The sequence below is a fragment of the Corynebacterium auriscanis genome, assembly GCF_030408435.1.
In the GTDB taxonomy this organism is placed as follows: domain Bacteria; phylum Actinomycetota; class Actinomycetes; order Mycobacteriales; family Mycobacteriaceae; genus Corynebacterium; species Corynebacterium auriscanis.
In genome coordinates, this window is sequence record NZ_CP047046.1 from 640,236 (window position 1) to 661,061 (window position 20,826).

At 56.9% G+C, this 20,826-nt stretch carries 13 protein-coding genes and 1 other RNA gene; 8 read left to right on the forward strand and 6 right to left on the reverse strand.

From position 1 onward, the window contains the following. Window positions 1-106: 106 nt before the first annotated feature. Both CAURIC_RS02675 and CAURIC_RS02680 read right to left on the reverse strand, forming a co-directional pair. Window positions 107-3,583, reverse strand: coding sequence for a bifunctional proline dehydrogenase/L-glutamate gamma-semialdehyde dehydrogenase (locus tag CAURIC_RS02675; protein WP_035113436.1), 3,477 nt, complete (start codon window positions 3,581-3,583; stop codon window positions 107-109). A gap of 161 nt (window positions 3,584-3,744) precedes the next feature. Then, window positions 3,745-5,388 (reverse strand): AbgT family transporter, encoded by a 1,644-nt coding sequence (locus tag CAURIC_RS02680; RefSeq protein ID WP_052094777.1) that lies wholly within the window; start codon window positions 5,386-5,388, stop codon window positions 3,745-3,747. A 213-nt stretch (window positions 5,389-5,601) separates the two neighbouring features. Here CAURIC_RS02680 and ftsE point away from each other — a divergent pair, with 213 nt between their 5' ends. The 8 genes from ftsE to CAURIC_RS02720 all read left to right on the forward strand — a co-directional run bounded on the left by ftsE (window position 5,602) and on the right by CAURIC_RS02720 (window position 14,325). Then, the gene (gene ftsE / locus CAURIC_RS02685) at window positions 5,602-6,291 is read left to right on the forward strand and encodes a cell division ATP-binding protein FtsE (RefSeq protein WP_035113243.1); all 690 of its coding nucleotides are present in this window, start codon (window positions 5,602-5,604) and stop codon (window positions 6,289-6,291) included. Between the two features lie 27 nt (window positions 6,292-6,318). Next, window positions 6,319-7,221 carry a permease-like cell division protein FtsX gene (gene ftsX / locus CAURIC_RS02690; protein WP_035113245.1) on the forward strand — a complete coding sequence of 301 codons (903 nt, stop codon included), beginning with the start codon at window positions 6,319-6,321 and terminating at the stop codon, window positions 7,219-7,221. A gap of 458 nt (window positions 7,222-7,679) precedes the next feature. Continuing rightward, window positions 7,680-8,234, forward strand: a complete 555-nt coding sequence (gene smpB / locus CAURIC_RS02695) for an SsrA-binding protein SmpB (RefSeq protein ID WP_035113246.1) — start codon at window positions 7,680-7,682, stop codon at window positions 8,232-8,234. Between the two features lie 243 nt (window positions 8,235-8,477). Next, window positions 8,478-9,671, forward strand: a complete 1,194-nt coding sequence (locus CAURIC_RS02700) for a hypothetical protein (RefSeq protein WP_035113248.1) — start codon at window positions 8,478-8,480, stop codon at window positions 9,669-9,671. Window positions 9,672-9,745: 74 nt separating this feature from the next. Continuing rightward, window positions 9,746-10,123: a transfer-messenger RNA gene (gene ssrA, locus CAURIC_RS02705) on the forward strand. Between the two features lie 692 nt (window positions 10,124-10,815). After that, window positions 10,816-11,811, forward strand: a complete 996-nt coding sequence (locus CAURIC_RS02710) for an IS30 family transposase (protein ID WP_156963469.1) — start codon at window positions 10,816-10,818, stop codon at window positions 11,809-11,811. Between the two features lie 326 nt (window positions 11,812-12,137). Continuing rightward, complete coding sequence (locus tag CAURIC_RS02715) at window positions 12,138-12,722, forward strand: hypothetical protein (RefSeq protein ID WP_156963528.1); 585 nt, start codon at window positions 12,138-12,140, stop codon at window positions 12,720-12,722. Between the two features lie 529 nt (window positions 12,723-13,251). Next, entirely contained in the window at window positions 13,252-14,325 is a 1,074-nt protein-coding gene (locus CAURIC_RS02720) for an alkene reductase (protein ID WP_290183258.1), read from the forward strand. Between the two features lie 254 nt (window positions 14,326-14,579). Here the strand turns inward: CAURIC_RS02720 and CAURIC_RS02725 are convergent, their stop codons facing one another. From CAURIC_RS02725 to CAURIC_RS02740, 4 genes are all read right to left on the reverse strand, one after another. After that, complete coding sequence (locus CAURIC_RS02725) at window positions 14,580-15,521, reverse strand: arylamine N-acetyltransferase family protein (RefSeq protein WP_290183260.1); 942 nt, start codon at window positions 15,519-15,521, stop codon at window positions 14,580-14,582. Window positions 15,522-15,893: 372 nt separating this feature from the next. After that, window positions 15,894-17,384 (reverse strand): glutamate-cysteine ligase family protein, encoded by a 1,491-nt coding sequence (locus CAURIC_RS02730; RefSeq protein ID WP_035115424.1) that lies wholly within the window; start codon window positions 17,382-17,384, stop codon window positions 15,894-15,896. 22 nt (window positions 17,385-17,406) lie between these two features. Next, the gene (locus CAURIC_RS02735; protein ID WP_290183262.1) at window positions 17,407-19,038 is read right to left on the reverse strand and encodes an AMP-binding protein; all 1,632 of its coding nucleotides are present in this window, start codon (window positions 19,036-19,038) and stop codon (window positions 17,407-17,409) included. A 124-nt stretch (window positions 19,039-19,162) separates the two neighbouring features. Then, window positions 19,163-20,656 (reverse strand): alanine/glycine:cation symporter family protein, encoded by a 1,494-nt coding sequence (locus CAURIC_RS02740; protein ID WP_290183413.1) that lies wholly within the window; start codon window positions 20,654-20,656, stop codon window positions 19,163-19,165. Between the last annotated feature and the right edge of the window lie 170 nt (window positions 20,657-20,826).

The following is a 20,826-nucleotide window of genomic DNA, read 5'->3' on the forward strand; positions in this document are numbered from 1 at the left end:
GCGGGGCAGGGGGGTGCCGGGATAAAAAGACGTAGAAACCCCTAGGCCACGCAAGACCTAGGGGCAGGGAGATGGCCCGGCTACAACGAGGGCCAAAGCACACTGACTAAGGGGTCAGGCCATGGATGTAGCCGAAACGGTGCTCGGTGGTGGAAACGGCCTGCTCCAATAGCAGTGGCAACAGCTCGCGGCGACCATCTGGCAGAACATCCTGATCCAGGATGACGGAGCCCGACTGCGCAGCAGCCTGGTAGAGGGAATCCGGGGCTACACCCAAGGAACGAACGCGGACCGACTGGGCGGTCTCGACTTCCTCGGCGAAGTCCTCGTCGGAGACAACCCGCATGCGTGTGCCCAGCTCACCCCACGAGGAAGCGACTTCGTGGCTGGCAGAAATGTCCAACTCGGTGCCGGTAGCTGCGGAAGCCAGCTTCAGTCGTAGCAGGTCGCGTGGGTTTGCCCCCGCGTGGACGCGCACGCGCAGTGGCTCCAACAAGGGCTTGTAGCGGAAGATGTTGGACTCCACAACCAATGCCGTGTTGTCGTGCTCTACTCCGAATTCCGTGGCCATAGCGTGGGCATCGGATTCCGCCGCGCGGCGCAGCCACACGTGGTCCTCCTTGTCCAAAACAGGGGAGCCCAGACCGCGGATTTCGCGCAACAGCTGCGTAATCTTTGTGGGCAACGTGCCCGGAACCAGCTGTCCGAGGTCACCTTCGGTCCATACACCCTGCTGGGCTACGTAGTTCGGACCGCCGGCCTTGGCACCCGAGCCCAAGGAGGAATTCTTCCAACCACCGAAGGACTGGCGCTGCACGATAGCGCCGGTGATGCCGCGTTCAACGTAAGCGTTGCCGACCTCCACGCGCTCGCGCCAATAAGCGGTTTCCTCCACGTCGATAGTGTGTATGCCACCGGTCAGGCCAAAGCCAGTGGAGTTTTGCCACTCGATGGCTTCATCGAGAGTTTCGGCGTGCATGATGCCTGCCACAGGGCCGAAGCACTCGTGGGTATGGAACCAGCTGCCGGGCTGCACGTTATCGCGCAAACCGGGGCTCCACAAGGTGCCTTCTTCGTTCAGCTTTTCTGGCTTGACCAGCCACTTTTCACCCTTGTCCAGCTGGGTCAAGCCGCGCAGCAGTTTATCCCCGGGAGGCTCGATAATGCCGTTCATGTAGGTAGAAATGTCGTGGCCAGGCCCAACCTTCATGGAGCGCACCGCATCGACCAGCTGGCCCATGAAGCGCTTGGACTTGCCGATGGAACCGACGGTGATGATCAGCGAAGCTGCAGAGCACTTCTGGCCCGCGTGTCCGTAGGCCGACTTGAAGATGTCCGCCACCGCCAAGTCTGGATCGGCTGCTGGGGTGACGATAATGGCGTTTTTACCACTGGTCTCGGCATTGATGACCATGCGTGGCTTCCAGCTGCGGAACAGCTTGGCGGTTTCAGATGCGCCGGTGAGGATGACGGAATCCACATCGGGGTGGGAGATGAGGCGCTTACCGGCATCGGCTTCGTCGGCATTGACCAGTTGCACTAGGTCCTCGGTAACTCCAGCCTCGCGGAGGATGTCCACAAAGACCTCGGCGATGCGCAGTACCTGGGGAGCTGGCTTCAAAATGACGCAGGCACCAGCTGCCAGGGATGCGAACACACCACCCAATGGAATGGCGATGGGGAAGTTCCATGGTGGTGTTACCACGACCGTCTTGTAGGGAGTGAAAACGGATCCGCGGACATGGTCTAGCTCACGGGCGGATTCTGCGTAGAAGCGGGCGAAGTCGATGGCCTCGGAAACCTCAGGGTCGGTTTCGCCGACGGTCTTGTCGGCCTCGAAGACGGCCGCAGAGATCAGTTTGGAGCGATTATTCGCCAGTGCATCTGCTGCGGCGTCCAGCAACTCGGCGCGCTCGTGGCCGCTCTTCTGCGACCACTTCTCAGCGGCCTCGCGGCACCGTGCCACGGCCTCGTCGATGGCGGCCGGATCGGTGACTGGTGGGGTTTGTGCAGGTCCAGGGTTGGATTCCGGTGCGACGATGCGCTTGGCCCATTCTCGGTTCGCCGGCAGCACCGGGTCGGTATCGGGCTCGTTGACGAAGTTGCCTGGCGTGGAATCGCTACGGCAACCCAGTTTCTTCTCTTCTTCTTCCAGGCGATTTTGGGTTCGACGCCGGCCCGCAAACGTCTTCCACCGATCCTGTACGGAATGGCGGAAGCGCCGTTCCTGTGCCTGCATCGGGGTGTTTCCGTTTTCATCCGACTCGTCATCGCCAGGTGTGAACAGTGCATAAAGGAAGTTCTGCTTAGCGCCGTTTTCCTCCAGCCGACGGACCAAGTAGCTGATGGCTACGTCGAAGTCCTCGGCCTTGACGACGGGGGTGTACAGGATGAGCCCACCCACAACATCACGGACGGCGCGGGCTTGGCCGGGGGCCATGCCTTGCAGCATTTCGATATCCAGCTGTTCTTCTACGTTGCGAACAACGGAGAGCTCGTGGGCGAGCGCCACGTGGTACAGGTTGTGCGAGGCCACGCCGATGCGGATGGCATCAGCGTTTTCCGGTTGGAGTGCGTAATCGATGAGGCGTACGTAGTTGGCGTCTACCTCTGCCTTGGTGAGGTATGGCGCCTGGGGCCAGTCGTGAATCTCGGAATCCACCCGCTCCATCGACAGGTTCGCACCCTTAACCAAGCGCACCTTGATCTTGCCGCCGCCCTTGGCGCGGCGCTCCTTGGCGTACTCGGTCAGCTTGGTGAGAGCATCGAATGTATCTGGCAGGTAAGCCTGCAAAACGATGCCGGCTTCCAGCTCACGGAACTCTTCTTCATCCATGAGCTCAGTGAACAGCTTGATGGTGAGATCGAGGTCCTTGTATTCCTCCATGTCCATGTTGATGAACGGATGTGGCTGGCGTTTAAGTGCCTGGCGGTAGAGGGGGCGCAAGCGCTCCTTCAAGCGCTCGGTGCTTCCTTCCAGATCCCAGTGGTTGAGCTGGGAGACAACGGAGGACGCCTTGACGGAAACGTAGTCCACGCGGGGGTTCTTTAACAGTTCCACGATGGCGTCGAGACGCTTTTGAGCCTCGGCCTCGCCGAGCACCGCCTCGCCCAAGAGGTTGAGGTTGAGCCGGAAACCCTCTTCGCGGCTGCGATCCAATAGGTCATCCAAGGCCTTCGATTCCGCGTCGAGAACTAAGTGGCCCACGGTAGTGCGCAGGTATTTGCGGGCAATAGGCATGACCACACTGGGAAGTAGTGGCGCGGCCACAGAACCGGCGGTGACCAGTACTTGGTCCAAGAAACTCATGAACCCTGGGACATCGGCGGTGCGTTTCAGAGGGTGTGCAATGCGCATGAACTCCTTGGCAGCGACCTTGTTGTCCTCTGGGCGGGCAACGCGGTCTACGAAGGCGAAGGTGAATTCAACACCGTCGGGGTCATGCACCATATCGGCAAGCTGCTTAGTGGATTTGGAGGTCTCCTCAACCTCTAGCCACTGCTCGGCGCGGTGGATTGCTTTAGTTACCACCGCCTCGACATCGGAACTATTCGGGCGCGGGGTGAAAGCCTGGCTGCTCAACGCCAACCTCAATTCTTCAATCGGTGGCCGAGATGGATAGCCCCGGCCCAATTCTGTGCAGGGTACGTTCACCACCCTAATAACGAGAGATAGATTGGGCTAGCTTGCAACCGGAAATACGAAGGCAGCGGACAGCAATAACGCTGTCCGCTGCGCATCTCTTAAGGTGCGGGGTAATCCATGGGGGTGCCAGGACCCAGAGGCAATCCGAGGGACCACCACAGGGCGAAGAACAGGAACCAGCCCACCAGCATGGCAATGGAGTACGGCAGAGCCAGTGACATGAGCGTGCCGATACCGGCCTTCTTGTAGTACCGCTGCAAGAAGGTGAGGGCGAGGGCGAAGTAGGGGCTCATCGGGGTGATGATGTTCGATGGGGAATCACCAATTCGGAACAGCATCTGGGTGACTTCGGGGGAAAAGCCCACGTACATAAACATGGGAACCACGATGGGGGCCATAAGGGCCCACTGGGCGGAACCGGAAGTGATAAGCAAGTTCAACAGCGCCACCAGCACCACGAACGCTGCGAACAGGACCAGCGGAGGAAGATCGGCCTTCTGGAGCAGCTCAGCGCCCTTAATTGCGGTCCAGGAACCCAGGTTGGATGCCTTAAACCATGCAAGGAACTGCGATACCGCGAAGAACAGCACCATCATCGGAATGAGGGTTTCGATTCCACGCCCCATGAAGGTTGGCACGTCGCCCAAGGAGGTGATGGATTTAATCCCCACACCGTAGACGATGCCTAGGATGAGGAACGTCAGGGCAATCGGAACGGCCACAGCAGTAATCAGTGGGCTGGACATGACGTCACCGCCCTCGCCTTGTAGGGGTGAGAACGGAACAAACAGCATCGCGAAATACAACGCCAGTAGGACCGCGGCTACCACCCCGGTGATCCCCAGCGCGCGGGATTCGCTCCGGTCCAGTTGCAGGGACTCGGTCAACTTTTCCTGCGAGACCTCTTGGGCCAATTCATCGTCGCCGTCGCGACCCGTTTTGAATGTGACTTGGGAGTAATCGATGTGGTTGTGATCCACTAGCTGGGCTGCCCGGCGGTTCATAAACGTTTCGGTCAAAACGGTGATGATGAGGGCTAGAACAATGGCGCTGGCTGCGACGAAGAAGTAGTTCGCCAGCGGGGAAACGTAGTATTCCTTATCCACGATGTGTGCCGCGGACGTGGAAATTCCACCCAAGAGGACGTCGGTGATGTTAAGCACCAGGGAGGAGTTGAACCCGGCGGAGGATGCGGCGAAGGCTACCATCGCGCCGACAATGGGAGATCGTCCCACGGCGCGGAAGGAAACGGCTCCTAGTGGAATCAGGATCACGTACACGGCATCGGAGGCCACGGATCCCGTTACGCCAGCGAGTGCCACCACGAATGTCAGCAGCTTCGGACCGACCTTGGACACAATTGCACGCACGACAGCGCTGATGAGCCCGGAGTGTTCGGCCACGGCCACACCCAGCATGACAGTGATGATGAGGCCCAGTGGTGGGAAGGTCACATAATTCTCGACGGCATCGGAAACTATCAGCTTCAGCCCATCTGAGCTCAGCAGATTCACGATTTCTACCGGTTTGCCGTCTTCGGGATTAGTGGCGGTCAAACCGACTTTGTTGCCGATGTAACTGGAGATCAACACCAGTCCACCGAGGATCACGAACAGCCAAAATGGATCCGGTAGTTTGTTGCCAATCTTCTCAACCGTCCCCAAGAATCCACTGGGCTGGCTGTCGGTCTTGTCATCCTCTTTGGGGTCGCGGGCTTTGGTTGCGGTCCTCTGATCGCTCATGTTTTCTTTCTGTCTTTGTGGCCGGGCGAGGGGGGGAGTGGCGCCTTATTTTTCTTGACGCCAACTTCAACCGGATGGGCTTGTGACTTTACATTCTGTGGGATCGAGGGGCAGGGAAACGCGTGAATTAGCGCGCGAGTGATTAGATCACATACATCACATCTTTCACTTTGGGCTTCAGTAATATCAGTGTCTTCGCTAAAGTACTTAGCCGTGATCACATTCCAAAACGTCTCCAAGAGCTACAAGTCCGCGGGGCGGCCCGCCCTGAGAGATATCAACATCGCTATAGATAAAGGCGAATTTGTGTTCCTCATCGGTCCTTCCGGATCGGGTAAATCAACGTTCCTCCAACTGATGCTGCGTGAAGAGAAGCTGGATTCCGGCGATCTGCATGTAGCGGACTTCCACGTCAACAAGCTGAAAGGCAAAGACGTGGCCAAATTACGGCAACGCATTGGATACGTATTCCAAGACTTCAGATTGTTGCCCAAGAAGACGGTGTTTGAGAATGTGGCTTTCGCGCTTGAGGTGATCGGTAAGAAGCGTGCAGACATTGAAACGCTCGTCCCCCAAGCGCTGAAGACCGTTGGCTTGGACGGCAAGGAGAATCGCTACCCACATGAGTTATCAGGTGGCGAGCAGCAGCGAGTGGCGATTGCGCGGGCGTCGGTAAACCGTCCCCTAGTGTTGCTAGCCGACGAGCCGACCGGCAACCTCGACCCCGATACCTCGTCGGAGATCATGTTGCTTCTGAACCGGATTAATCAGGCAGGCACAACCGTGGTGATGTCCACTCACGATGACGTGGCGGTGGATTCCATGCGTAAGCGTGTCATTGAGCTGGACAAGGGAACCATTGTCCGCGATGACGCCCACGGCGTGTACGGCGTTGGACGTTAACAAGAGAAGCGGGAAAGAGAAGACACTATGAATTTTGGTTTCGTATTCCGCGAGGCAATGGCTGGGTTCCGTCGCAATGCGACAATGACCGTTGCGATGATCATCACTACAGCGATCTCCCTTGCGCTGCTGGCCACCGGGTTTTTGTTGACGAATATGACGGAGCGGACGAAGGATATCTACATCGACCGCGTGGAAGTTATGGTTCAGCTGGATGACAAGATTTCCTCCACCGACCAAGACTGCACTAGCGCACAATGTGCTGCGCTGAAGAGCAAGCTCGAGGGCGATGATGAAGTACAGTCCGTGACGTTCCGCAACAAACAGCAATCCTACGACCGCTTCGTGGAGCTGTTTAAGGATTCCGATCCGCGTTTGGTGGAGCAGACCGGTAAAGATGCATTCCCGGCAGCATTGCACGTGCGGTTGACCGATCCCACAGAGACGGGCCCGATTGATGCCGTCAAGAACGATCCGGGTGTGGCTAACGTGGTCGATCAAGGTGAGGATCTGCAGGCTGCAACCCGCAACCTGGATGCTGTGCGAAACGCTTCCTTCTTGGTCGCAGCCGTGCAGGCTGTGGCAGCTATCTTCCTCATTATGAACATGGTCCAGATCGCGGCATTCAGCCGTCGCCATGAGATCAGCATTATGCGCATGGTGGGTGCTTCCCGCTGGTACACGCAGATGCCGTTCGTGCTAGAGGCTGTCATCGGCGCCATTATCGGCGCCGTGCTGGCAGTAGTGGGTATGTATGCCGGCAAGAAGCTGGTGGTCGATAGCGCGATGCGCTCTCTATATGACGCCAACCTGGTCGCGCGCATCACCGATAGCGATATCTGGCTGGCGGCACCGTTCCTCGTTCTTACGGGTGCAGTGGTCGCGGCAGTCACAGCTCAGATTACGCTGCGCTGGTACGTAAAGAACTAGGGAAATGCTTGGGGGCACATATGGGTTGTTGAATCTTCAGGTGAGGTTGTTGGGGTAATCCTGCCGCTTCCGTGGCCGGCATCCTCTCGCTGAAAGACGAATGTGCAGCAGAAGTCCAACAAAAACGCGGCATTTTGTCAGAGTTCTGCTGCACATTGTGCGACCCAGTGCGTGCCGGCGGGCGCCACGCCGAAATGTGGCTGGCGGGTGCCACGCCGAAATGTGGCCGGCGGGCGCCACGCTCCGCGTCGATCGTTTGCGGGGTGGAACTGTAAACAACGTAATTGGCACGACTGCTGCCTAGGTTTTGCGCTGCATCGGTCGGTGGGGAACTATCGGGACCGCCAGTTGGGTGGGTTTGCGTTGGTGGCACCAGCGCATTTAGTGCTGGTGGTACTAGGGCAGCCACAGTACGGTTTGTCTATCTGCAAACCCCCTGCGCTAAGGTATTAGCCGTTATGGCAGCGAAAAAGAGCATTCCCGTTGATTCGGGGAAATCGAAAGGGAAGGCCTCCCAAAAGGCAAAGGCCCGGACCGGAAAAGGGACCGGGTCCTTAGTCGTTGCTACCAACCGTAAGGCTCGCCATGATTATCACATCCTGGACACTTACGAGTGCGGTGTGGTTTTGGTAGGCACCGAAGTCAAGGCTTTGCGGGAGGGCAAGGCCTCTTTGGTCGACGCCTACGCGACGATCGACGATGGTGAAGTGTGGTTGCGCGGGCTCCACATCCCCGAATATTCCATGGGGCACTGGACGAACCACAGTCCGCGACGGACCCGGAAGCTCTTGTTGCACCGTCGCGAAATCGATTCCCTCATGGGTAAAGTGCGCGATGGTAATTCCACTTTGGTGCCCCTGCAGCTGTATTTCGTCGCTGGGCGGCTCAAGGTGGAACTGGCACTTGCGCGAGGCAAACAGGAATACGATAAGCGCCAGGATATTAAGCGCCGAACCGAGGAGCGCGAGATTACGCGGGAAATGGGCCGCCGCATTAAGGGAATCCAGGGCTAGCGCGTTTAAGGGTGGTCAGGGTTCGCGCGGTAGGACGCTCTGAGCTATCACTGTCAAAGTGTCCTAGGATGTGGCGCGTTTCCTGTCGCCGTCGCTTCTCTCTATCTTCCTGCGCGTCCAATCACTTCTTTAAAGGATCGCTTGTGAGATTCATCCTTGAGGACGATTGGGTGCGTGAGTGCGGTGTTTTATGGTGGTACACGCATGATTGAATACACGGGCAATTAAAAGATTGGTGGGCACATGGCAGTGGAGCATTGGCGATTGGCGCACCCAAACCGAGGTCTTTTAGAGGTATTGGTGGGGTCGTCGGAGGAACTGCGCGAGTATGACCCGAAGTTTCCATTGGATGCAGAACAGGAGGGGAAGGAAGAAAAGAGGCGGAAGGAAAACCCTGCGCCGACAGCGCCAGAAGGGGAGGGGGCCGGAGGTAGCGGTGAGCGTGCGAAGTGGGAGAGTGCAAATAGTTCGGGTGCTAAAGCCGAGGTGGACCGAACTACTGAAACGGCAGAGCGTGCGAAGTGGGAGAGTGCAAATAGTTCGGGTGCTAAAGCCGAGGTGGACAGAACTACTGAAACGGCAGAGCGTGCGAAGTGGGAGGGTGTGAAAAGCAAGGAGACAGAGGCAGAGGGGAACGAAATCACCAACTACCTCGACGAACTTGAAAAGGACTCGGAAAAACCTGGTGCTCGAGGGAAGATTTCGAAGGTTGTACGGGGGTTCCTCTCCTCGAAATGCGTTCTCGTTCGGCAGGATAAGCAAGTCATTGCACGTTTGGAGTCTCTCCAAAATGTCAAGATTTCCTTGGATAAGGTTTCCCCGAAGGTCAAGGATGGAAAACTCGGTTACGAACTAACCATCTCGGAACCGTTTTTGGAGCTACAGAAGAACTTCACCGGGAATCATTTAATTGAAGTGATCGTGAAGACTAGGGGAGAACTGGTGAAGTTCGACCCGCCGGCTGGATCCCCGGCAGCTGCACGTGAGAGAGCTATGGAGGAATCGCCGACGAAACGTTGGCTATATCCTTTTCTTTCTGGTTTGGGCAAAGGAGGCTGGGCTGTTGCCGTCCTCATCCTTGGTCCCGTTGTTTCCAAGATCATTGATCTTCTTTGGGGACTAGTAGAACCTCATTTGCCCGATTGGGACTTACCTTCCATTCCTTGGCCGAGCATCGATCTACCCGATATCCACCTGCCGTCGATTCCTTGGCCTCACATCAACTGGCCGCACATCGACCTGCCGGATTGGCACATCCCAGAATGGATGAGGCCGGTATTGCACGTCATTGCGGTGGCGGCGGATTACTCCAAGATTTGGGTTCCCATTGTGATTGGTCTTTTCATCGGCCTGATGTCCGTGCGGCGAAGTAAGAAGTCCCAAGCGGTGAAAGAAAAGTGGAATGACGACGCAGAACCTCAGTCCCAGGAACCCTGATTGCTTCCCACGATAGCGAAGGGTAACATGAATAATCCTGCTGTCAAACGTTTCCGCAGCAGGGTGATGCATAAGGGGTCGATTTGGTTTCGACTTCGTGCATTGAGCCAGGGGAAGCGTGCCGGTGCAGGTAGGAGACCACCGTTAAGCGTCGCTACAAACCTATAAGCGCCGAGAACACTCAGCGCGACTACGCCCTCGCTGCCTAAATACAGCGACCGCGTGTCTGTCAGTCCGGGATGGTCCCTGTCCCGGGTACTGGCATCGACTTAAGGGGCTTGCTGCATCATCTAGTTGCTCGGGTGATGCGGGACTTCTAGGGCAACTGGGCCCGTCATCCAGACCTGTTCGTGGGATCTGGAGGGCCGAGTAGAGATAAGGCGCGAACTGCGCACGGAGAAGCCCTGGCGAGGTCGCGAAGGACCCGGGTTCAATTCCCGGCGGCTCCACTGAACACTTTCCCCAGTCCGTTTCCGGGCTGGGGTTTTGTTGTGTCTGTGCAGGTGGGCAAGTTCTAGTGATCGTGGAAACACCTGACTTCGTGTGAGGTGTTGTCTTGGAGTCTCGGTGGGACCCGGATTCTGTTGTGGTCGAACGTTTTTGTAGTTTGATGCAGGCAGGAAGCTCTGTTCGTGCTGCCGCTGTCAGCGTCGGGTTGCCTCATTCTGTGGCGTATCGGCTTGCCCGGCAGTTGGACGTGGAAGTTCGACGATATCGTGTTACGTCATCGGAGGATTCAGAGCGTATCAGCCAGTTGTGGCTTGCTGGTTGGGCGCCGATGGATATTGCTCGTCAATGCAAGGTCAACTCGAGCGTGGTCTATCGGATCGGTATTGAACTGGGCTTGTGGAAACGCAACCCGCATGGACGACGAGCTGCCGCAACCACCAGACGCTGCGGGTACCTACAGCTTAGAGTCAATGCGTTAGGGCGCAAGGATGCTGCATCGGTGTGTGGCATCAATCAACGTGATGCTCTGGATATCGACAAAGGTCTGATCAAACTGGGCAGACAGCGCGTAGCGTTTGAACCCGATGGGCCCGATAAAGCACTGTATAACCGGCTCATGCAGGTTCTTGAGTATGTAGACGGCCGACAGTCACTACCTATTGCTATCGTGCCCCAGGCTCGTATTGATCAGCGCATATCACCGCGGTATCTCAGCATTGAAGAACGTGAGCTTATTTCTGATGTGCATCATCAGGGAGTAGGAGTGCGTGCCATAGCCCGCCGGTTGAACCGCTCACCCGGCACTATCAGCAAAGAGCTACGCCGTAACCAAGATGACTTTGGTCTGTATTTGCCCACTCATGCTCATCGCAAATCAGTGCTTCGGAGATTCCGGCCCAAAAAACGCAAGATCGACTCCGTGCCGGCTCTATGGCCAACGGTTATGGATATGCTGCGTGAGAAGCTTTCTCCGGAGCAGATTGCTGGACGGTTGCGTAAAGATCATCCCGGCGATGACACTATGCACGTGTGTACTGAAACCATCTACCAAGCTTTGTTCTTCCAGGCCAAAGGCGAGTTGAAGAAAGAAATCGCATCATGCCTGCGCCAAGGACGCACAGTGCGCAAACCGCGCGGGCAACGTATTGCCAGGAACCGATTCATCGATCCGATGGTGATGATTTCGGACCGGCCTGCCGAGGTCGAAGACCGAGCTGTGCCAGGGCACTGGGAAGGCGACCTGATACTAGGCAAAGGAAACAAGTCCGCTATCGGAACTCTCGTCGAACGAACTACCAGGTATGTGATGTTGCTGCATCTTCCTGATAGCCATGACGCTGTCGCTGTCAGAAACGCCTTAGTCAAGGCCATAGGCACTCTTCCCAATCACCTCAAAGGATCGTTGACCTGGGATCAAGGAAGTGAGATGGCAGGACACAAATCCTTTTCAGTCGCCACAGACTGCCCAGTGTACTTCTGTGACCCGGGATCGCCGTGGCAACGCGGTACCAACGAAAACACCAATGGGCTACTGCGACAATACTTCCCGAAAGGAACCGACTTAAGCGTTCACACCGAACACGACCTGGAATTCGTAGCAATGCAGCTTAACCGGCGTCCCCGCAAAACACTCGACTTCGACACTCCAGCAGAACGAATGGCCGCCCTGCTAGGGTTATCAGAAATATAGGATGTGTTTCCACGACCGCAAGAATCCGCCGGTGGGGACACTGGTAGCATATCACCTTAGGTAACATGGAATGACACTAAAACATGTTGTATTGGTCAAAGTCTGGTTAAACTTTGGTCAAACTTTGACCTACCCCACACTCACAGAAAGACCCCATGTACGCGACAAATAAATAGAGAGCACAGATCGCACTCGCAATCGGCTTGTCATTCAGAAGCAAAGATGTCCGATGACTGAAGAACATTAGTTTCTGAGAAGTATCATGAAGGTTCCGTTAACATGCTGGTGGGTTCAGACCCATACCGACCACCGCAATCTTTAGCCGAATGGAAACCGCTTTGCTCAAACGACTATTCTCAGCATTTATTGCCGTGGCCATTTCAACGGGGGGCGTGCAAGCAACTCAGGCCGCAACTCCTAGAAACACCTTCACTAGTGTCGCCAAGGTACAATCCGCGACCCCGCGACAAGCGACTTCTGCAGATGGCACCGTTACTCAAACAAACGATGTGCATGAGCAATTGGATTCTGAACTGCAATACTTGTCCAAACTCTCGGCGGATGAACTGAAAAATGAACTCCAGTCACTCGAACGCAAGGACGGGGCAACAACACGGGTGGCGCCTCTCGTTATCGTGGCAGCAATTGGATGCGCGGTAGGAATCGGTGGCGCAGTGTTTACGAAGTCGTGGGAAGACCCCAATAGTGCGGTTTGGGCTCTCGCAGGTGTGCTCACCAGCTGCATTCCTGGTTCTCAGCAGGCCAAACTTGTCAAGGTTATTGTAAATAACAAACAAATGATTGCTACTGCTCTCAAAAGGTTGGAGCAGTCAGCCTTGCGGCCGCGATCCTTGGCGCAAATATCGTTCCTGTTGCGACTGCCCCTAAGAAGTAGATGGGGGCTAGCTTGAGCCTTAAAAAGGTCCTGTGGATTTGTGGAGGTGGTGCGACGCTGATCATGGCCGCTGGAAGCGGAGTCCATGGGGTGCTCAGCGTTGCTCTCTGCTTCATTGCTTTTGTAGCAACAGTACGGTTCATTGCTTCAGATTCTGACCCGGCATGCGGAAACGTGGCCACTAGTGCGCTCGCGACGTGCGTGGCTGTTGGCATTTTCTTTCCATACGTCCTTCCCGTCGCATATATCGGCTACATTGCATGGACTTGGTTTTCGATTGAGTCCGATGATGAAGGCGTAACCACCGTGCTGAGATAATCACCGGGTTCAATTCCCGGTTGCTCCACTGAACACTTTCCCCAGTCCGTTCCCGGGCTGGGGTTTTGTTGTGTCTGTGCAGGTGGGACGCTGTAAAAGGATCTCTTTAGATTCCATAGAGCTATAGGGCTGACGAGCTCAACCATAACGGCCGGGGGCCTGGAATAAAGATCCCACGATTCAAGTTGAGCCCTGTGGAAAATGATCGCTCAACTGAAAGGCTTAGTGTGGCCACGCTATTCACCCCTGCAGAGGCAGGGGCATTGCATCTTCGCAACCGTGTGACAATGGCAGCGTTGACCCGCTCTCGGGCAGGCAAAGATGGAATTCCCACGGACATGCACGTGGAGTACTACACCCAACGCGCGAGTGCGGGATTAATCGTCACCGAAGGCACGAGTACCGGTGACGTAGGCAAAGCATTTGTGGGCCAACCCGGGATCCATACCGAGGAGCAACTCGCTGGATGGCGCCGAGTGGCGGATGCTGTGCACGCCTCCGGCGGCACGATCGTCATGCAGATCATGCACGGCGGACGGCTGACCTTGCCTTCGATCAACAACGGTGAGCAGTCGGTGGCGCCTAGCGCGATTGCCCCTGGGGTTACGCTGCATGGCGCGAATGGGCGCGAGGAAGTCCCAAGCCCACGTGAGTTGGGTCGTGACGAACTCGACGGCATCGTTGCAGAATTCGTTACCGCTGCTCGGAACGCTGTCCAGGCGGGAATGGACGGCGTGGAGATTCACAGTGCAAATGGCTATCTGCTCCACCAGTTCCTAGCACCATCCGCCAACCATCGGACCGATGAATGCGGTGGTTCGGCCGACAACCGCGCGCGACTGGTGATTGAGGTCGTTCGGGCCGTCGCCCGCGAGATTGGCGCGGATCGCACTGCCCTGAGGATCTCTCCGCAACACAACGTGCAGGGTGCAATCGAAGACGATAGGGAACAGGCCGCGAAGACTTACGCTGCCCTACTCGCGGGAGTTTCGGATCTGGGATTGGCGTACCTGTCGATTCTGAACGTCGAAATCGACAGTCAGTTTGTCGCGGACCTGCGATCTCAGTTCGGGGGCTTCACCGTGCTCAACAGTGGATTCGGTGAGATGACGGAATTGGATGAAGCCCGCCGCATCGTGGAAGACGATCTCGCCGATGCAGTCGCGGTCGGACGATTGCTTATTGCCAACCCCGATCTTGTTAAGCGTTGGGAAAACGGATTGGAGCTCAACGTTCCCAACCCAGCGACGTTCTATACCCCAGGGGCTGAAGGCTATATCGATTACCCGTTTGCGGAGTAGAGCGGGCGTCCACCACAGCTGGCTCGGGGAATCGTGGCGGTTCCCACAGTTGCCACTGGTCGGTGCTAGCAAGCCCTGGCCTACCGATTACCCGTTTGCAGAGTAGGGCGGGCGTACCTCGCATCTCTTGTAGCGCGGATAGCCCCCGGTACCGCCACCGCGAAGTAACGGTGCTGGTCTCAAGGCGGGCTCAACGGCAGGCTCAAGGAAGGCTCAACGGCGGGCGCTAACCGGCGCCCTTTTTCACAGGCACGTTACTTGTCGATCTTCGACCAGACGGCCCGCGCATCCTCGGAAGAAATCGAAGTATCGAATTCCTCCCGCAGCACCTTCTGCAGATCCTCGGGCCCCTCCAACTCGCGTTCCGTCGCCTCACCATCGGCAGGGCTGACTCGGAACTTCGCATTAGCGAGCGTGACCTTGGTGCCATCCAGACGGTAGCGGGCCAAAGCCAACATAGAAGTGAATATCGAGCTGGGGTGCGTAGCGGCCCACCAATTGGAATTTTCTAGGTCTGATTCCGCCAGAGGTGCCATGGAAAAACCGTAGACCCCAGAGAATGCATCGCCGTCGTTGTCAACGGGAGCGGAATCTTCGGCAGCTGGAGCACCGCCGTCGTCACCGCGATGCTCCTGGTGCGGTCGCGTCTCCAACACAAAGTTGATCCCCGGGACCTCGGTGAATTTCGTGGCACTTACTCTAGCGATACGGTGGTCGCCGTGGGGCGAATCCACAATAGGCCCAAAATCCTCCCCCTCTGAAGGAAGTGGCACGGGATGCAGGGGCGTTCCAGCTCCGAATCCCGGGTCAACGAGAAATGAGGCTTCGCCATCGGTAACCAAGTTTGCCTGGTGCGTGTACGGCGAAGGATTCTCCACATTTTTCAGCAGTACACGCGCCAGTACGGGGCGCACTTCGAAACCCATTTCACGCATAGCTGTTCTAATCAGGGGAGCGTGCTCATGGCAATAGCCCGCCTCGTTGCGAATCACCATTTTGTCGAAAGCCTCATCGGGGGTAATTCCCGGCGTTCGTCCCGATAAAACCTCGGTATTGCCAAAGGGCATCGCATTCGCATGTCGAGAAGGTAATTCGTGGAAGAAATTGCCGTCGAAAGTTGGGTCAGTTTCTTCATCCGCGGGGTTCAATCCCAGCTTGTGCAAGTAGGTGTGAAGGTCAAATGGCTCGGCTGCCAATTGGTACTCCTTTGCGTTATGGATTGGTGAGTAACAGCACGCAAGACTTCTATTGGGTGCTGCCACGAGTGTTGCCATCCACGATAGGAGGTTGTTGTCTGATAAGCAGACTCGCGGGATCCGATTTTTCAGCGAGGCCGCTCTCACACCCCTAAATTGCCACGAGGGCCCGTTTCTATGCCTCGAAACGCACACGCCCACCGGTTCCGCCGGTTATGCTTCTCGATTTGTGCCGCTCAAGGCATGCAGGAGTCGGCCGGCCGGGCCCGTTTGCCGCCTTTTTTCGCCGGAGGTTCGTAAGAACCGGTTGCGCCGGTTACGCTTCTCGATTCGTACCACTTAAGGCATGCAGGAGCCGGACGGCCGGGCCCGTTAGTCGATCTTGGTTGACCAGGTGTGCACGGGCTCGCCGGTCTGCTGGTTGTCTAAGTAGGCGGCCAACATGCGGGCAATTGCTTCCCGACGCCGCGGAGAATCCGGCTCAATATTGCTACCGCCGGTATTCGCCAGCGCGGTGAGTTGCCACGTGGCGCCATTCTGGCGGGACTTAGTGCGAGCACCAATGATGCCCAAGTAGGTATCAATGAGGTCCTTATCGACATCAAGTGATTCCAACCCGCGGCGGGATTGCTCAAGAAGGTGATCCCGAACCAATTCGCTGACACTCACCTTGCCAACACGTGGCCACTTCATACGGGCGAACAACCCATCACGGGCGCCGGCATTGAAGTTGGCGTCGGCATCAGAGAAAGGAAGACGAGACCACACCGGGCGGGCCTGGTTGCTTAAGTACTTGACGAGGCCGTAGTAAAAGGCAGCATCAGCCACGATGTCAGCCGCAGTGGGCCCCGCAGGCAATAGCCGGTTTTCCACACGGATGTGCGCCTGCGGCGTGTTGGGATCGTAGATTGGCCGGTTCCAGCGCCAGACCGTGCCGTTTTGCAAGTTAAGGTAGTGCAGTGCCGGATTATTACCATTCATGATGGGGTTGCCGGCTTCTAGGCGTGCCTCAGGCAGCAGGGGAGAGAAGTACCGCACGTTTTCCTCGAACAGGTCAAACACGCTGGTAATCCAACGTTCCCCGAACCAAACTCGCGGGCGCACGCCCTGATTCACCAGCTCGTTGGTGCGGGTATCGATGGATTGAGCGAACAGCGGAATGCGGGACTCGTGCCACAACTGATAACCCGCGAAGAGTGGAGAGTTCGCAGCTACGGCTGCCTGAACACCCGCAATTGCCTGGGAAGCGTTCCACGCATCCGCGAAACGATTCGGCGCGACCTGCAAGTGTAACTGAATGGACGTACATGCGGATTCTGGCGCGATGTCTTCAAAATCGTGCAGGTAACGGTCCTGGCGGGTGATATCGATCCGAACCAGTTCGCCACGTGCCTCCATAACCGCGTTGCTGAGAGCGCGGTAGCGATTCTCCTGAGTCATCCACGACGGATCGGAAAGGAATTCGGTGGTCAGGGTGGGCAGCGTGCCGATCATCGCTACATTGGCGCCGTGCTTGCGGGCAGCTGCGCGAGCCGTATCCAATCGCTGTTCCAACCCAGAGTGAAGCTTCTGCAAGCCGTCACCAGAGATCGACAGCGGGGGGTGATTCACCTCAATATTGAAAGACCCGATTTCCGATTGGAACTCGTCGGAAAGGTCTTCCAGCACTTCCTTACCGACCTTGGCCGGCTGCATGTGCTCGTCAACAAGGTTGAGCTCGAGCTCCAGACCGATCGAGCCCTCATCCATGAACTCTGCCTCTTGGAGGTGGTGATCGAAAAGCTCCAAGTCGTGCAGAAGATTCTTGCGGTAACTTGTCCGTTGCTTCGGGGTGTATGTGTGTGATGAAACGGCGTCTCCCATGCAGGCAAGCATATCGCAGGGATCAGTTAATTTTGGCGGACTTGCCCGCCCAGGCCTCCTCACGCAACGCATTCTTTCGAACCTTCCCCGTTGAGGTTCGGGGTAGCTCGTCTAAGATCACGATGTCTCGCGGCACCTTGTAACCGGCAATGCGTGCACGACAGTGTGCAATGACGGCCTCGCCGACGGCGTCGTGATCAGCAGATTGGGCTTCCGGTCGTAGCACCACAAAAGCTCGCGGGCGCTCACCCCACTTGTCATCGGGTACACCGACGACCGCGCAATCTGAGACATCGGGGTAGCTGACAATGGCCTGTTCGACCTCGATCGTCGAGATATTCTCGCCACCACTGACCACCACATCCTTCGCGCGGTCAAGCAGCTGAATGTAGCCGTCCGGATGCTTCACACCGAGGTCGCCCGTATGGAAAAAACCGCCTCGGAACGCAATGTCCGTGGCTTCGTCATCATTGAAGTAACCGGCCATAATGCCGTTTCCGCGCATGACGATTTCGCCCATGGTTTTGCCGTCGCTGGGTACTTCTTCGATTGTTGGGTCGTCGTCCGTGGTTTCTTTGACTACCAGTACCTCTTCGTTGGTAATCAAGGGCACTCCTTGCCGGGCTTTTAAAACGGCTCGACGCCGCACTGTCATATCCGACCATTCTGGCTGGGGCTCACAGACAGTGTAGGGGCCGTAAAACTCAGTCAATCCGTACACGTGTGTGACTTCCACACCGAGGTTTTCGCAACGGGTGATAATGGTGGGGCTTGGGGGAGCGCCTGCCGTGACAATGCGCAGGTTCTTTACACGGCGTTTGTTGTCATCATCAACCAGGGTGGTGAGCACCGCAGGTGCACCGCACATGTGGGTGACGTGTTCTTCGCTGATGAGGCGCCACATTTCCGGGCCACGTACTGCGCGCAGGGCAATCTGTGTGGCGGCTACCGCCATCGTTGCCCATCCAGTGCACCACCCGGAACAGTGGAACATGGGGAGTGTCCACAGATACACGCTGTTGGTATCGAACTTTTGGGCACTTACTTCGCCAAGCGCGTTCAGGTACGCGCCACGGTGGGTATAGACCACACCCTTGGGTTTGCCCGTGGTGCCGGAGGTGTAATTCAGTGCGATCGGATCGTTCTCATTGACCACGGCAAACGGTAGGTCCGGGCCGGATCGGTGGGGATCCGAGAAAGCGCTGACGCTGGGGAAGTCGCCCGGTTGAGACCCATCGGCTTCGGGAATCTCTAGGAAAATAATATCCGCTGGCAGGTCGGCTTTGACTGCATTGAGCAAGTCGGCAGTCCCCAGGAGGATATTGAACCCGGAATGCTGCTGGATATACGCAACTTCGGCGGGGGCCAACCGGGTATTGATAGCCACGATCACCCCTTGAGCCAGGGGAACCCCGAATTGGGCTAGTAGAGCTTCGTAGCTATTAGGTGCTAAAACACCTACGCGGTCACCCTTGTTGAGCCCACTGGCTTGTAGGGCCCGGGCAAGCGCTTGGGCGTCGTTACGAAATTCCTCAAACGTGATCCTCCGCGAGCCATCGATGCAGGCAGTGGATTGAGGAAAGGTGGCGGCACTGCGCTCGAGGAAGCGCAGTGGAGTGAGGGGAACACTTAGTCCAGAACGATTAGTTTCCATAGGGAAATGTTAAATGGCTGTTCGGGAATTGTGGCCCTAATGCGGAAAATGCTCGGGGCCGTTTCACTTGTTGGCCCGATGCTCTGTGTTGGTGGAGCGAGCACACTTGCTGCTTACTCGGCTTCTATTCTGAGCCCCGAATCTCGCGAGCTTTGCCTGCGTTCGGCGCGGTTGCAACGTCGGCCCGCCACGGATTGTCGGTGTTGATAAGGAACTCGTCCACAGACTCGGGAGTGGCGCGAAGCGTGGGATCAAAGGCGAGGTAGGCCTTCGTCTCTTTGGCTATGAGCCCAGAGAGAATGAGTAGACCCACCAGGTTTGGCAGGGCCATGAGGCCGTTGGCGATGTCCGCAAGCGTCCAAGCCAGGCTGAGTTCAGTGGTCGCACCCACAAAAACCACGCACGTGAAGATCATGCGGTAAGGCAGGGAGGCCCACAGGCCCAGCGCACGTTCGGCGTTGCGCTCACCATAGTAGGACCAGCCCAAGATCGTGGAGAACGCGAAGAACACCACGGAGACCGACACGATCGTGCCGCCCCAGTCCGCACCAATTCCTGCGCGGAATGCGTCGGCAGTCATGGTGCCCGCAGATTCCTTGCCGTTGGTCCACACACCGGTCGTTACGATAACTAGCCCGGTCATGGTGACCACGATGATGGTGTCGATGAAGGTTTGAGTCATAGAGACCAGGCCCTGGCGAACCGGGTGCGTAGTTTTCGCAGCCGCGGCGGCGATAGCGGCCGAACCCATGCCGGATTCGTTGGAGAAGATGCCGCGGGCCACACCCATTTGCAGTGCCACGATGATTGCGGCACCAGCAAAACCGCCGGTCGCGGCGGTGCCGGAGAATGCATCCGAGAAGATTTGCGCAAATGCGCTCGGAACCTGATCCACGTGCATGGCCAACACAATGAATCCACCGACTAGGTAGATGATGATCATCAGCGGAACGAAGGCGGAGGTGACTTTACCGATGGTCTCGATGCCTCCCAGCAAAACCGCTCCGACCAGTACGAACATCACTACACCGGTGACCCAGGGATCGACATTGAACGTATCCTTCAGCCCGGCGGCCACGGCGTTGGCCTGGGTGAGGTTACCAATGCCAAACGAAGCGATAATCGCAGCGATGGTGAAGAACCATGCCAGGAACTTGCCCAATCCACCCCGGATGCCGTACTCCAAGTACCGCTGCGGACCGCCGGAAATTTTGCCGTTTGCATCGGATGTGCGGAAGCGAACCCCCAGGAAGGCCTCCGAGTACTTCGAGGCCATACCCACGAGGCCGGTCACCCACATCCAGAACAATGCCCCGGGGCCACCGATCGACAGGGCGGTAGCAACACCGACAATGTTGCCCACACCAACGGTTGCGGCCAGCGCCGTGGTGAGTGCTTGATATTGGGAAATATCACCGGCTCCACCCTCGTCATTCCGGTCGACGAGTCCGTGGCGTAAAGCTACAAAAAGATACCGAAATTGTATGCCCGCCAGACGGATAGTGAGAACTAAACCTGCGCCAAGAAGAAGGGGAATGAGGAAAAACTGACCCCAAACAAAACTGTCAATAGTTTCTAAGCTCTCAGCGAAGCTTGCCTGATATGAAACGTCAACCATGCGAAAAAGGTACTGCATGGAGCTAGATATTTAGTTTGATTTGCGGATTTTGGCGCAAATTGGACGTAGTTGGGGGAGGGTCCTTGCCCCCTCGTGCTGGTCGCTCGGGTGTGTGCTGGTCGCCCGGGTGCGTGCTGGTCGCTCGCGCGTGATTACCGGTCGCTCGTGCG

Excerpts from the sequence above, each read along its gene's own strand:
- smpB (WP_035113246.1), top strand. The coding sequence starts at position 7,680 with ATGGCAGCGAAAAAGAGCATTCCCGTTGATTCGGGGAAATCGAAAGGG.
- CAURIC_RS02680 (WP_052094777.1), bottom strand. The coding sequence starts at position 5,388 with ATGAGCGATCAGAGGACCGCAACCAAAGCCCGCGACCCCAAAGAGGAT.
- CAURIC_RS02735 (WP_290183262.1), bottom strand. The coding sequence starts at position 19,038 with ATGGAAACTAATCGTTCTGGACTAAGTGTTCCCCTCACTCCACTGCGC.
- CAURIC_RS02730 (WP_035115424.1), bottom strand. The coding sequence starts at position 17,384 with ATGGGAGACGCCGTTTCATCACACACATACACCCCGAAGCAACGGACA.
- ftsX (WP_035113245.1), top strand. The coding sequence starts at position 6,319 with ATGAATTTTGGTTTCGTATTCCGCGAGGCAATGGCTGGGTTCCGTCGC.
- CAURIC_RS02715 (WP_156963528.1), top strand. The coding sequence starts at position 12,138 with ATGGAAACCGCTTTGCTCAAACGACTATTCTCAGCATTTATTGCCGTG.
- CAURIC_RS02740 (WP_290183413.1), bottom strand. The coding sequence starts at position 20,656 with ATGGTTGACGTTTCATATCAGGCAAGCTTCGCTGAGAGCTTAGAAACT.
- CAURIC_RS02700 (WP_035113248.1), top strand. The coding sequence starts at position 8,478 with ATGGCAGTGGAGCATTGGCGATTGGCGCACCCAAACCGAGGTCTTTTA.